Annotated in this window: 14 protein-coding genes; 6 read left to right on the top strand and 8 right to left on the bottom strand. The window is 41.9% G+C overall.

The window, feature by feature from the left end; genetic code table 11:
- The first annotated feature begins 156 nt into the window (after window positions 1–156).
- Window positions 157–717 (top strand): helix-turn-helix domain-containing protein, encoded by a 561-nt coding sequence (locus ABWP91_RS17035; RefSeq protein WP_353244229.1) that lies wholly within the window; start codon window positions 157–159, stop codon window positions 715–717.
- On the opposite strand, the gene ABWP91_RS17030 is transcribed toward ABWP91_RS17035, so the two are convergent.
- From ABWP91_RS17030 to ivbL, 4 genes are all read right to left on the bottom strand, one after another.
- The gene (locus tag ABWP91_RS17030) at window positions 714–1,376 is read right to left on the bottom strand and encodes an alanyl-tRNA editing protein (protein ID WP_353244228.1); all 663 of its coding nucleotides are present in this window, start codon (window positions 1,374–1,376) and stop codon (window positions 714–716) included. The genes ABWP91_RS17035 and ABWP91_RS17030 overlap by 4 nt on opposite strands.
- A gap of 165 nt (window positions 1,377–1,541) precedes the next feature.
- Window positions 1,542–1,826 (bottom strand): acetolactate synthase small subunit, encoded by a 285-nt coding sequence (ilvN, locus tag ABWP91_RS17025; protein WP_047756595.1) that lies wholly within the window; start codon window positions 1,824–1,826, stop codon window positions 1,542–1,544.
- Between the two features lie 2 nt (window positions 1,827–1,828).
- On the bottom strand, window positions 1,829–3,526 hold the full coding sequence (ilvB, locus tag ABWP91_RS17020; RefSeq protein WP_353244255.1) for an acetolactate synthase large subunit: 1,698 nt from the start codon (window positions 3,524–3,526) through the stop codon (window positions 1,829–1,831).
- A 103-nt stretch (window positions 3,527–3,629) separates the two neighbouring features.
- Window positions 3,630–3,719 (bottom strand): ilvB operon leader peptide IvbL, encoded by a 90-nt coding sequence (gene ivbL, locus ABWP91_RS17015; protein WP_219249565.1) that lies wholly within the window; start codon window positions 3,717–3,719, stop codon window positions 3,630–3,632.
- 336 nt (window positions 3,720–4,055) lie between these two features.
- Here ivbL and ABWP91_RS17010 point away from each other — a divergent pair, with 336 nt between their 5' ends.
- Together ABWP91_RS17010 and ABWP91_RS17005 are read left to right on the top strand one after the other, a co-directional pair.
- A complete protein-coding gene (locus ABWP91_RS17010; RefSeq protein WP_353244227.1) occupies window positions 4,056–5,225 on the top strand; it encodes an MFS transporter in 1,170 nt (389 codons plus the stop codon).
- Window positions 5,226–5,479: 254 nt separating this feature from the next.
- Window positions 5,480–5,887, top strand: coding sequence for a helix-turn-helix domain-containing protein (locus ABWP91_RS17005; RefSeq protein WP_219245580.1), 408 nt, complete (start codon window positions 5,480–5,482; stop codon window positions 5,885–5,887).
- A gap of 259 nt (window positions 5,888–6,146) precedes the next feature.
- Here the strand turns inward: ABWP91_RS17005 and ABWP91_RS17000 are convergent, their stop codons facing one another.
- Entirely contained in the window at window positions 6,147–6,668 is a 522-nt protein-coding gene (locus tag ABWP91_RS17000; RefSeq protein WP_353244226.1) for a single-stranded DNA-binding protein, read from the bottom strand.
- Between the two features lie 453 nt (window positions 6,669–7,121).
- On the opposite strand from ABWP91_RS17000, the gene uvrA reads away from it, so the two are divergent.
- On the top strand, window positions 7,122–9,956 hold the full coding sequence (uvrA, locus tag ABWP91_RS16995; RefSeq protein WP_353244225.1) for an excinuclease ABC subunit UvrA: 2,835 nt from the start codon (window positions 7,122–7,124) through the stop codon (window positions 9,954–9,956).
- Window positions 9,957–10,114: 158 nt separating this feature from the next.
- Here uvrA and ABWP91_RS16990 read toward each other — a convergent pair whose 3' ends face one another.
- Window positions 10,115–10,255 carry a hypothetical protein gene (locus ABWP91_RS16990; RefSeq protein ID WP_502935823.1) on the bottom strand — a complete coding sequence of 47 codons (141 nt, stop codon included), beginning with the start codon at window positions 10,253–10,255 and terminating at the stop codon, window positions 10,115–10,117.
- Between the two features lie 58 nt (window positions 10,256–10,313).
- Complete coding sequence (locus ABWP91_RS16985; protein WP_353244224.1) at window positions 10,314–10,925, bottom strand: TetR/AcrR family transcriptional regulator; 612 nt, start codon at window positions 10,923–10,925, stop codon at window positions 10,314–10,316.
- A gap of 97 nt (window positions 10,926–11,022) precedes the next feature.
- Between ABWP91_RS16985 and ABWP91_RS16980 the strand changes: the two genes are divergently transcribed.
- Together ABWP91_RS16980 and ABWP91_RS16975 are read left to right on the top strand one after the other, a co-directional pair.
- Window positions 11,023–11,811, top strand: a complete 789-nt coding sequence (locus ABWP91_RS16980) for a DJ-1/PfpI family protein (protein ID WP_353244223.1) — start codon at window positions 11,023–11,025, stop codon at window positions 11,809–11,811.
- Between the two features lie 112 nt (window positions 11,812–11,923).
- Window positions 11,924–12,367, top strand: a complete 444-nt coding sequence (locus tag ABWP91_RS16975; RefSeq protein ID WP_353244222.1) for a VOC family protein — start codon at window positions 11,924–11,926, stop codon at window positions 12,365–12,367.
- A gap of 114 nt (window positions 12,368–12,481) precedes the next feature.
- Here the strand turns inward: ABWP91_RS16975 and ABWP91_RS16970 are convergent, their stop codons facing one another.
- Window positions 12,482–13,678: an amino acid aminotransferase gene (locus ABWP91_RS16970; RefSeq protein ID WP_353244221.1), complete on the bottom strand. Its 1,197-nt coding sequence runs from the start codon at window positions 13,676–13,678 to the stop codon at window positions 12,482–12,484.
- Window positions 13,679–13,778: the final 100 nt, after the last annotated feature.

Raw genomic sequence — 13,778 nt, 5'->3', positions numbered from 1 at the left:
TAAATAGTTTTATTTTTTTGATTTTTAAAAATTCAAATCTCTATCAAAAAATCAAATAACACATTGAAATAGTATGGATAACCAAGAGTATGTGATTTGATTCACTGAGTGATGTAGAATTAGCACAATAAACCAATATTCAGGGAAAGGTATGACGTGGATAAAAAAATTAATATAAAAATTGGCCAAAAGGTTCGTTTACTCCGACAAGCGAGAAATCTTTCGCTTAACGAACTTTCTCGCCTTTCCGGCATATCTAAAGCTGCACTATCAAAATTAGAATCAGGTGATTCAAACCCACGCATCGACACATTAGAATCCATTGCCGTTGCCCTTCGCTTTCCCCTAAGCGATTTATTTACGCGACAGCACGAAGCCTACCCTTATTTCGTAAAATCTACACCGGGTGATGAAAGCGAGTACTCCCAACAATTTAAATTTCGTATCAGCATGGGAAATATCTCGGAAATCTGGCAATTAACAATGAAACGAGGCGCAATCATTAATAGCCCCGCTCATATGACAGGAACCCATGAACATATTATGGTTAACTCAGGTTCGCTTATGTTACGCTTAAACAACGATCAAAATGTTGTCTTAGAAGCAGGGGATTTTTATGCATTCAGTGGTGATTTTCCGCATTCCTACCTGTGTATGGACGGAGAACTTCAAGCTACGGTAGTCATGACATATTCACACATCAGTGATGGTGTTTAAGCGACGGCATGCTGCGCATCATAGCTGATACGTAAAGTCCCTTTTTTAAATTTCATCGACTTAATTGAAAAATGGCAAATGCTATCTAATGAAGCAACATGCGTTCCCCCGCATGGCATCTCTTCTGTTTGGTCGATGTAACTTATCCGCATTTCGCCATTTTGTTTAATATCAACCTTGCGAGCACTCTGTAAGCTTTGATTTATAATATCTTCAATTTGTGCGCTATCCAGCTCTTCAAAAGGTGTTACCTGACTTTCCATCATGGTAAATTCCACCCGGGACTCATCTGGGAAGTGATGCCCTTTTTGTGCCATCCAGCCAAAACGACGCAATTCCCAATTCAATAAATGCCCTGCAGTATGGAGTGCCGCATAACGTTGGCGCTTCTCACTATCCACTTTCGCAGTGACCCTTTCTTCAGCATTGAAAGAAGTCCCTTCGGGTAAATAAGCGACAATCAACCCATCTAAGTGTTTCTTAATACGAACAGCAAGTCCATTAATCCAAGCGGTATCCGCAGGTTGGCCACCACCTTGAGGATGGAAAATATTCTCCTCAAGCGCAACCCAGTCCCCTTCCTCATCACGCCCTTTATTAACTAGTTTTGTTTCAACTTCATATTGATAGGTATTTGAAAGATAGATGTTGTTTTGCATCACTTTTGTTCCTTTTATTTGGCATCATAAACTTAGAAACTTTTTATTTATCTTTTAATGTTATACCACCATCGTTCGTTTTAGGAAACCCTGAGATTAATATTATTAGGCTAAAAAATAAGCCCATACCAAAGTATGAGCTTATTGGAAATCTAAGCTTAAGAATTACTGCAAATAATTTTGCATTGTTTCAAACAGCTGTAGGTTATCGCTGAAACGCACTTCCCTAACATCTTCGAGTTTTTCAACTTGGTTAATCATTTGCGATAAGCGTTCATCTTTTTGGACTAATAACCAAATTCGGCTTTCGTCTTTATCTTTAATTGGCATACAAAGAATGCCATCAACGTTAAATGCTCGACGCGCAAACAGGCCACAAATATGCGACATAACCCCAGGGTGGTTACGAACAATTAATTCTAAAGCAATTGGGTGATGTTCAAGTACCATAATTACGCTCCAATCATATCAATATTAGCGGCACCCGGTGGAACCATTGGATATACCTTCTGATTCACATCGATCAGGGCATGAATTAAACAAGGGCCTTTGGTATTCATTACTGCTTCCAGCGCCATTGCAGGATCTGCCTCATTATTCAAATCACAGGTTTGTAAACCAAACCCTGCCGCTATCTTAATAAAGTCAGTTTGGTACGGATAAGCTGCAGCAAATATGCGATTTTCAAAAAATAAATCTTGTTGCTGATGAACCATGCCCAGCGCTTGGTTATTCATCAAAACAATTTTGATATTTAATTGGTGCTCAGCTGCTGTCGCTAATTCCTGAATATTCATCATTAGGCTGCCATCACCAGAAAAACAAACGATGTTTTTTTCAGGCTCAGCCAAAGCGGCACCAATCGCAGCAGGTAAACCAAAGCCCATCGTACCTAAACCACCTGAAGTCAACCATTGGCGGGGACGAGATAACGGATATACCTGCGCAGCCCACATTTGATGCTGGCCAACATCTGTCGTGACAATGGCATCTTCACCCGCTGCACGGGCAGCCGCTAACACCAGCCCATAGTGATTTAATGGGTTATCTGCTTCACTCAAGTTTAATGGGTATTTTTCTTTTAGCTCATCAACTCGTTTGACCCATTCAGTTCGCGTATTTCGCTCAACCAATGGCAGTAATAATTCTAAAATTTGCCCTGCATCTGCATGGATAGCAATATCTGGGCGCTTAATTTTACTGATTTCCGCTTTATCGATATCAACGTGAATAATTTTTGCATTAGGGCAGAATTTTTCGGCTTTTCCGATGGCTCTATCGTCAAAACGTGCACCAATAACAATCAGTAAATCCGATTCTTCCATAGCCATATTGGTACTTGCTGCGGCATGCATCCCAAGCATCCCTAAGTACAACGGGTGTCGCATAGGTACAGTACCCAATGCCATCAAGGTCATGGTTGTAGGTAAAGAAGCTTTTTCAGCAAATGCAACCGCCGTTTCTGTCGATGCAGAACTGATTACACCACCACCAAAATACAACACTGGACGTTTGGCTTCATTAATCATCTGCGCCGCTTGGATCACTTTTTCCATATCAAATGTTGGCGCTTTATCTTTCGGTAAAACTTCAGGTATCTCAGTTAATTCAATGGTCGCGGTTTGAACATCTTTAGGTATATCAATCCAGACTGGCCCTGGGCGACCTGATTCAGCGATACGAAAAGCATCACAAATCACTTGTGGTAAATCATTGATGCTACGAACCAAATAGTTATGCTTAGTCACAGGGATAGAAATACCATAAGTATCAACTTCTTGGAACGCATCGGTCCCTATCATTGAAGAAGGCACCTGTGCTGTAATACAAACCAATGGGATAGAATCTAATTTTGCGTCGGCAATTGCAGTCACTAAATTGGTTGCTCCAGGGCCACTCGACGAAATGCACACGGCAGCTTTGCCCGTTGTACGAGCAATACCTTGGGCAATAAACCCTGCGCCTTGCTCATGACGAGCAAGGATATGGCGAATTTTTTTACTTTTTCCTAATGCGTCATAAAAAGGCAGAGCTGCCCCGCCTGGAATACCTGAAACAATAGTAATCCCATGTTTTTCAAGTAAATGTACAATTAACTCTGCACCCGTAAAACGTTTTTTTTGTGGTGATGTGTTGCCCGATTCGCTCATCATAATTATCCTTTGCTAGCCTGCGGATTTGAGCGAGAGTGAATAAAAAACCCCGCTCGGTTTGCGCCGGCGGGGTTTCTAAATCTGCGTTGATTTGTACCCGTTACGGCGCTAAGCCCACGACCACCACCACACGCACGACCACCGCAGCACGTGGCGCGGTTAGTAGTAGGTTTGAGTGATTAAAAGTCATGTTCACGGGTTTTTCCTGTTTTAGTCTGTTTGCTTAGTTTTTGTTATTTTCTTAACTCCCTTTAAGAAAACATAATTTTTTTATCCTGACAATCATTTTTTCGCTTTTCAGCCCTAATCCCTCCTAAATGCGAACGTCATCACACTCAATGAAATCAGCGTTATTAACTTAATTTTAGCCAAAATAAAGTTTTATCAACTAATCCACTAAGGTTCATTTTATCACTTGACTTAAAGTTAACTTGAAGTTGTAGCATAGAAGCTCAAAGCATGAACTCTAAAACAGAAATCATACTTAATGAATTGATTTTATTACCTTTACAAGAAAGAGGTTTCTATGCCAAGGTCTGTCTGGTGGTTAGCCACTACGCTTGCATTATTTATCACAGGGAATGCTATTGTTCTGTCAGTTGCCGTGGTCATTGGCGAAAACCTCGCAACCGACCCAAAAAATGCAACAATTCCTCTGTTAAGTCAGTATGTTGGCTTAATACTGGCAACAATTCCCATTGCCTTTTTGATGCAAAAATACTCAAGAAGGATTGGGTTTATTATTGGCAATATTGGTGGCCTGATTGGTGCTGGCTTATCCATCGTGGGGGTTTTAGAAAGTAATTTAGTCTATTTTTCTATTGGCTTATTTTTCACGGGTATTGCGATTGGAACTGCACAACAATTTCGTTTTGCCGCTATCGAAGAAGCCCCTGTTTCCCTACGGGCGAAAGCGATTGGCCTTGTGATGAGCGGTGGTATCGCCGCTGCCTTAATTGGCCCAACACTGGCTATTACGACTCAAGGATTTTTTGCAAAGTATCCGTTCGCAGGCCCTTTCGTCACATTAGCGGGTATTTATGTTATCGCATTTATTTTATTGCTCATCGTACCGCTGAAAAAAGTGGAGAAAGCACCACACGATGAAAATTTAATTAAACGAAGTTATAAAACATTGTATTCACAACCTATTCTGAGATTAATCGCGATTGTTAGCGCCATTGGTTATGCCATTGTCGTCTTTACTTTTGCGTCAATCCCATTATCAATGAAGCAACATGATTTTCCATTTTCATCAATTGCAATTGTGTTTCAGTTTCACGTATTGGGAATGTTTGCCCCCTCATTTTTTACAGGAACATTAATTCACCATTTAGGGGCAAAACGCATTATTTTATGTGGCATCATTTTATTGATTTTATCTGCTGTAATGAATTTATTAGGTAATGATTTTTATCACTATTTATTCGCAGGTATTTTTGTTGGGGTGGCTTGGAATCTCATTTTAATCAGTACAACTAATTTACTTCCCCACAGCTATGAAGCTCACGAGAGAGCAAAAGTGCAAGGAATGACCGATTTTCTAATCTACTTTTTTGGTGGTGTTGGTAGCCTAGGAGCGGGTGTACTCTTTTTTACCTTAGGATGGCAAACAATGAATATATTATCCATTGCAATTTCAATCGCTATCTTGATCAGTTTTTTGGGCCTCAAAAAATACATTCCAACACACTGATCGGTATGAACAGTCTCGATCCTGACGGTTATATTGCTTAGCATAGGATCGAGGCACAGTTATCGTTCATTTAGCCCGCTTCCTGATAAATATATTATCTTAAGGCAAACACTACTGGTTATAGATTAATTTAAATTCGCTATTAATGCCATTTAACAAATTAACAGCCTGTATTTGTACTTGTTTAGTATTTATTTATTGGCGGTTTACTTAATGAGGGATATGATTAAAAAGTAACTAGTAGGAAAAACATTATGTATAAAGAAATCCCTGTTCCCTATAATGGGAAATACACAGAATTTCAATCTACAGTTGTTAATGAAATAATCGTTTGGATTGAAATGAACTTAACCAGTCGTCTATTACTGGATGACATCGCACTAAAATCTGGATATACAAAATGGCATTTACAAAGAGTATTTCGTAAGGTTGTTGGTATGCCCTTGGGTGAATATATTCGCCGAAGACGGATTTGTGAGGCAGCAAAAGACCTCTGCACCACAGAACTACAAGTAATTGATATTGCATTAAAATATCAATTTGACTCCCAACAATCTTTTGCAAAGCGGTTCCGTGCTTATTTAGGCACATCGCCGTCAATCTACCGAATTTCCGGTGAAAGTCAAAATGACCCTTTACTACTGGAACCTAAAGTAGCCTGATACGCAATATGAAAATACAATTTGCACTTACTTTTTTATTCCACCTTCAATACAAAGCTCCACGTAAGTTAATTACTGGAGCTTTTTTATTATTTATAAAAAACATATTTAATAATTTCTTAAGGTTTAAGAAAAAATTTTATTTTATTATTCTAATAAAAAAACTTTATTATCAGTTAATATTTTAAATGTGATTTTCAGATAAAATAAAGGCCTCTCTAAGAAGCCTTTAATATTGTTAATTTATTACAGTAACGAATTAGAATGGAATATCGTCATCGAAATCCATTGGTGGTTCATTCGTCTGTGGAGCTGGCGCTTGTGAGCGTGCTGGTGCCCCGCCGCCACTGAACTGTTGTGCAGCTGCTTGTGGTTGCTGAGGTTGACCCCAACCACCTTGACCACCTTGGCCTTGTGATGGCGCATCACCGCCACGACCACCTAACATTTGCATTGAACCGCCAATGTTCACAACCACTTCGGTTGTGTAGCGATCTTGACCGCTTTGATCTTGCCATTTACGCGTTTGCAAAGAACCTTCGATATAGACCTGTGAACCTTTTTTCAGGTATTCACCTGCAACCTCAGCTAATTTGCCGAAAATTACCACGCGATGCCATTCTGTTTTTTCACGCATCTCGCCAGTTTGCTTATCACGCCAGCTTTCAGAAGTTGCCAGAGTCAGGTTTGCCACCGCTCCGCCGTTAGGCATATAACGGATTTCAGGATCTTGCCCTAGGTTACCGATAAGAATTACTTTATTTACGCCTCTGCTGGCCATTTATTACTCCTGATGCATTGAATTTTGATCTCTGGATTAGCCCTGAAGTTTACCAACGACCGAGCCGATTTGCACCAACAATTGAAATTGCGCATCTAAACTTGCGAAACGCTTTCCAGCTTTTAGTTAAATTTCATAGTGCTTTTGCCAGTATAGACAAAAAATAATATACACCGCATCTATCTTTTCGATAAATTCTGGCTTTTGTTTCCCAATTTCATCATTAAAACGTCCTACTCTAAATAGTTCAATTCACAGCTAGGCGGCAAGCAAAGATATCGCAGGGAGCATACATAAGTATGTGACCTGCGTAGCTGAGCGCAGCCAACACCGCTGTGGGTTGAAATATGACGAGTAGGAAAATATAACGACTACTGTATATCCATTCAGGGAAAATTATGTGATAATGATCGCTTGCGATTGTTCAATATCAAATCATCCGGGAAGTGGTAAATGGATAATATCGAAGTCCGCGGCGCACGCACGCATAATCTGAAGAACATCAATCTCGTTATTCCTCGTGACAAACTAATTGTTATCACGGGTTTGTCTGGTTCAGGAAAATCATCTTTAGCCTTTGATACCCTGTATGCAGAGGGTCAGCGCCGGTATGTTGAGTCTCTATCTGCCTACGCGCGCCAGTTCCTCTCCTTAATGGAAAAGCCTGATGTAGACCATATTGAAGGGCTTTCTCCTGCGATTTCGATTGAACAAAAATCCACTTCACATAACCCGCGTTCTACGGTGGGGACCATCACTGAAATACATGACTATCTGCGGTTATTGTTTGCACGGGTTGGTGAGCCTCGTTGCCCTGATCATGACATTCCATTAGCGGCGCAAACTGTCAGCCAAATGGTTGACAATGTTTTAGCGCAGCCAACGGATCGCCGCATGATGCTACTTGCCCCCGTCGTCAAAGAGCGTAAAGGGGAGCACGTTAAATTACTCGATAACTTAGCGAGCCAAGGCTATATTCGTGCACGAATTGATGGGGAAGTTTGCGATCTGTCAGATCCCCCTAAACTCGAATTACAGAAAAAGCACACCATTGAAGTCGTGGTTGATCGTTTTAAAATTCGCGATGACATTGCCCAACGTTTAGCTGAGTCATTTGAAACCGCACTAGAGCTTTCTGGTGGCACCGCCGTTGTTGCCGATATGGACGACCCACAAGCAGAAGAGCTGGTCTTCTCTGCTAATTTCGCGTGCTCCGTTTGTGGCTATAGCATGGTGGAATTAGAACCGCGCCTGTTTTCCTTTAATAACCCAGCAGGGGCTTGCCCAAGCTGCGACGGCTTAGGGGTTCAGCAATTTTTTGACCCTGAGCGTGTACTGCAAAACACCGAAATTTCTTTAGCTGGCGGCGCTATTCGCGGTTGGGATCGTCGTAACTTTTATTATTTCCAGATGCTGATGTCATTGGCTGAGCACTATAAGTTTGATGTCGAAGCGCCTTATGACTCACTCAGCCCAGCAGTACAAAAAATTATTTTGTACGGCTCAGGCAAAGAAACCATTGAGTTTAAATATCGTAATGACCGCGGGGATATTACCGTTCGCCGCCATCCATTCGAAGGTGTCCTCAATAATATGGAGCGCCGTTATAAAGAAACGGAATCCACCGCCGTTCGCGAAGAACTGGCGAAATACATCAGTAACCGCCCTTGTGTTTCTTGTAATGGAACGCGTTTACGTAAAGAAGCGCGCTTTGTGTTTGTTGAAAACACCACGTTACCTGAAATTGCGGATTATAGCATCGGCCATGCCATGGAGTTTTTCCAAAACTTAAAACTCAGTGGCCAGCGCGCACAAATTGCTGAAAAAGTTCTGAAAGAAATTGGTGATCGCCTTAAATTCTTAGTTAACGTTGGCTTAAACTACTTAAGTTTGTCACGCTCTGCCGATACCTTATCGGGTGGTGAAGCACAGCGTATTCGCCTTGCCAGCCAAATTGGTGCAGGTTTAGTCGGTGTGATGTATGTGCTTGATGAGCCGTCAATTGGTCTGCATCAACGGGATAATGACCGCCTGTTAGAAACTTTGATCCACCTGCGTGATTTAGGCAATACCGTGATCGTCGTAGAGCACGATGAAGACGCTATTCGTGCAGCTGATCATGTGATTGATATCGGCCCAGGTGCTGGTGTGCATGGTGGCCAAATTGTCGCTCAAGGTACATTAGAAGATATCGTTGCTAATCCAGACTCTTTAACCGGTAAATTCTTAAGTGGCGAGCGCCGAATTGAAATTCCGAAACAGCGTGTTCCTGTCAATAAGGACAAAATGCTGACGGTATTTGGCGCAAAAGGTAACAACCTGAAAAATGTAACCTTAAAAGTGCCAGTTGGGTTATTTACCTGTGTTACAGGTGTATCAGGGTCAGGTAAATCCACACTGATTAACGACACATTATTCCCAATTGCTCAACGCCAACTCAATGGGGCAACCACCATCACCCCTGCGCCTTATTTGGATGTTGAAGGCTTAGAGCATTTCGATAAAGTCATCGATATTGACCAAAGCCCAATCGGGCGAACACCGCGTTCTAACCCTGCGACTTATACTGGTGTATTTACCCCAGTTCGTGAATTATTTGCAGGGGTACCAGAGTCCCGTACCCGTGGTTATAACCCAGGTCGCTTTAGCTTTAACGTAAAAGGCGGGCGCTGTGAAGCCTGCCAAGGTGATGGCGTTATCAAGGTTGAGATGCACTTCTTACCTGACGTCTACGTACCGTGTGACCAGTGTAAAGGTAAGCGTTATAACCGCGAAACCTTGGAAATCAAATACAAAGGTAAGAGCATTCATGAAGTTCTCGATATGACTATCGAAGAATCTCGTGAGTTCTTTGATGCGGTTCCTGCCCTTGCTCGTAAGCTGCAAACCTTGATGGATGTGGGTTTATCTTATATTCGCCTTGGTCAGTCAGCGACCACCTTATCAGGTGGTGAAGCACAGCGTGTTAAACTGGCGAAAGAGCTCTCCAAGCGCGGCACTGGACAAACCATTTATATTTTGGATGAGCCAACGACAGGCCTGCACTTTGCGGATATCCAACAGCTTTTGGTCGTTCTGCATCAGCTACGTGACCAAGGCAACACCATTGTGGTCATTGAACATAACCTTGATGTGATTAAAACAGCAGACTGGATTGTTGATTTAGGTCCAGAAGGGGGCAGCGGCGGCGGTGAAATTCTCATTGCAGGTACGCCAGAAGAAGTAGCTGAATGCGAGAAATCCCATACTTCAAGGTTCTTAAAAACTATTTTAGAGCGTGGATACTAAATAAACCCTCACTATTCATTGCTTGTCTCCATCTCGTTAAGTCTAGAAATGCCCGATGATATTTTCATCGGGCATTTTTATTCTACAAATACGTTACGTCATTTAAACTATATGGACTGATGCCAATCCCATCACTCAACACGGCAATCATTATATGATTAAATCCATACGTCATTTTCTGCGGTTCTCGTGCTTTCTTCGTCACCTGTGTTGAAGATGCCACGAGGCTCGATGATCATGATTTGCACCTCAGAATTAGCACTGGTTTTATCCATCACTCCTTGCGGAATAACATACATTCTCTCCCTCATTAATTCACAGGCTTCCAATGAGTTAACTGAGCTAGTCTATTATGTGCTATTTTTCTATTTTGAGCACAAAGCGTAAGAATTGTTGCCCTGCGTCTAACATTCCAGATAGCTGCTCCTTATTTTCACCCGCTCTCGCTCGCACAGAAATACTATGTAAAAAAGCCAATAACGTTTTGGCTAATAACGGGATTGTAGCTGGTTCAAGTAAAGCATCTTTCTCTCTCGTTAGATAATCAAAAATCATTTTTTCTTGTGCACAGACAACTTGAGATAAGAGTGTTTGTATTTGTGGATGATGAACTTCGGCTGCCGCCGTCGATAAGACCATACAGCCTTGTAGACCCTCATTTTCAGTATAAAAAACAATCGCAGTCTGTAAAAAACGACTCAGTTTTTCGTATAACGGTTCTCCTTCATATTTAGGGTTCAAAGCTGCCGTATAGCGCTGTTGTGCCACCTGACTAAACTTGTCTATCGCCAATTGATAGAGCCGTTCTTTATTGCCAAAAGCGGCATAAAGACTCGGTTTTTTCATTTCAGTTATTGTGGCGAGATCATCCATTGACGTTGCTGTGTATCCTTTACGCCAAAACTGCATCATGATCTCATCGAGCGCACGATCACTATCATAATTTCGAGGCCTACCTTTTTGTGCCATTTTATTACCGATTAGTATAAAAATAATTTACATTGATCAATACCATGATTATATTACCGATCAGTATAAAACATCACCATAGAAAGAGAATATTTACATGGTAAAAGAAAGCTATACCGTTGATACCCCTTGGGGACTAAATGCACGGTCAATTCAGAAATTTGTATCTGATGGTAGAGAAAATCAACCTCAACCGCTAAAAGTAGGCATTTTCGTATGCCCTGGTTTTTTACCCATGGATATCAATGGCACCCATTCTGTTTTCACCATCGTCAATGCAGAAATCCATTTTATTTGGAAACGTAAAGAGCTCATTGAAGGCTATAGTGGCTGGCCAACTATGCCAACGATGACCTTCGAGGAGTGCCCTGATGACCTTGATGTTCTTACTGTGGGTATGATCCCACCAGAAGTGATGGAAGATCTTGAAGTTATCAATTTTTTTGCGGAAAAAGGAAAAACAGCCAAGTGTGTCATTGGCACTTGTTCAGGCTCCTTAATGCTCGGCGCAGCAGGCCTGCTTGTTGGTAAGAGAGCAACAAGTAATGCTAATGTAGTCAATATGTTAGAAGACCTAGGTGCTATAGCTGTTGCGGGTAGCGATGTCGTTATTGACGGTAATATATACACTTCTGGCCCTGCAACAGGTTCTTTTGATGCTTCACTGCTCGCCTTAAAAGATTTGGTGGGTCAGGATCTGGCTGCCATGGTAGAACTGGCGATTGAATACGATCCTCGGCCTCCATTTGGTACAGGATCACCTGAGCTCGCAGGCCCGATTATGACAAAAATAGCGCAGGACATGATTGCGCCATTAAACAGGCAGTACAGTATTTCATCGCAACAAGGCTACGCGTTGTATCAAAAAAATACAAAAAATACTTAAGTTACTCATTTTTATACAGCGGAAACGGGTAACTAGCTCAAATTGAAAAACGAATAGTTTGAAAATAGCTCACTTTTATAGGGCTATTTTCACTTCGAATAATGGAGGCTTTATGCAACCTGTCGATGTCGGTTTTACCCATGTCGCTTTCAGCGTACGATCGCTCTCTCGTAGTATTGATTTTTATACTCGCTACACTTCAATGGTCGTTATTCACCAGCGAGAACCTAATCAACCAACTGCACGCAAAGTCGCTTGGCTAAGCGATCTCACCCGTTCATTTGCGCTAGTACTCGTTGAAGAAGATCAACCTGAGGATACGCCATTAGGCCCTTTCGGTCACCTTGGTGTTGCTTGTGCGAGTAAAGAAGAGATTGATAAAAAAATAGTAATGGCACGATCTGAAGGTGTGTTGCGCAAAGAACCAGAGCAGCTAGGCTACCCTGTTGGCTACTATGTCTTCTTTGCTGATCCCGACGGGAATACGCTTGAGCTTTCTGATGGTCAGCGCGTGGGACTCGAAATTATTCATGCAAAGAGCCCTAATCACAGTTAGAAATTACCATTAAAAAGGGAGCTTAGCTCCCTTCAGACTGCTGACAAACCGATTAGGTTTGGCTGCAGGTTGGATAGGTTTTGAAAATATTTGAGTTAGTTGAATAAGAGCACTTTACTGGCTAACAGCAGCAAATGCCTCAACGATACGTTTTACATTATGACGGTTGACGCCTGCCATACATACACGGCCTGTGCCCACTAAATACACTGCAAACTCATCTTTTAGGCGAGCCACTTGTTCTTTAGTGAAGCCGGTATAACTGAACATTCCGCGCTGTTTCAATAGATGGTCGAAGTTTTTGGCTGGTAACGCTTTTTTCAGTTCATCCACCAGCACAGTACGCATATCTAAAATACGTAAACGCATTTCTTCCACTTCTGCTAACCATTTTGCTTTTTCTGCGCTGTTGGTCAGTACCGCAGCCACAATTTTTGCCCCATTAGATGGAGGGCTCGAATATAAACGGCGTACACCCGCTTTTAGTTGACCTAATACGCGGTCGCGCTCATCGGTATTTTCACAAATAACTGATAACCCACCCGCACGTTCGCCGTAGATACCAAAGATTTTAGAGAATGAATTACTGACAAACACAGTCAAGCCTGCTTTAACCATCGCTCTAATCGCGTAAGCATCTTCGTTGATACCTTCGGCAAAACCTTGGTAAGCAATGTCTAAGAATGGGATCAGTTTGTGTTCAATCGCCACTTTAGTGACTTCATCCCACTGCGCTGGCGTTAAGTCAGAACCCGTTGGGTTATGGCAGCATGGGTGCATTAAAATGATGCTATTTGCTGGCAATTTCTTGAACGTTGCAAGCATTTCATCGAATTTAACACCTTTGGTTTTTTCATCGAAGTATGGGTAATAATGAACTTTTGTACCCGCACCAGAGAAAATAGACGCATGGTTTTCCCACGTTGGGTCACTGCACCAAACTTCTGAGTCAGGGTAGTATTGATGTAAGAAATCAGCGCCGATTTTTAATGCGCCAGAACCGCCGATAGTTTGCACTGTTGCAATACGCTCTTGTGCGATTAACGGGCAATCTTCACCAAATACCAGTTTTTGCAATTCAAGACGGTAATCTTTTAAACCTTCCATTGGCAAATACAAAGAGGCACTTGCAGGTAACTTGTTGAGTGACGCTTTAGCGGTACCCACCGTTGCCAGCTCAGGCGTTTTACCTTCGCCATCGTAGTAAAGACCAATACTCAAATTAATTTTGTTATCGCGAGTATCTTTATTAAATTCATCCATTAACGACAGAATTGGGTCGCCCGGATAAGCATCAACATGTTCAAACACAGGACATCTCCTAATCATTATTTGGCGCTGGTAGTGTTAGCGCTCATAGCGTTATTCAGCGTGATTATTACGTTGTTACTTGAAAATAACCCTTTGTTGA

The organism is Providencia sp. (assembly GCF_040396775.1).
GTDB lineage: Bacteria > Pseudomonadota > Gammaproteobacteria > Enterobacterales > Enterobacteriaceae > Providencia.
This window is presented reverse-complemented; position numbering and strand designations above follow the sequence as displayed.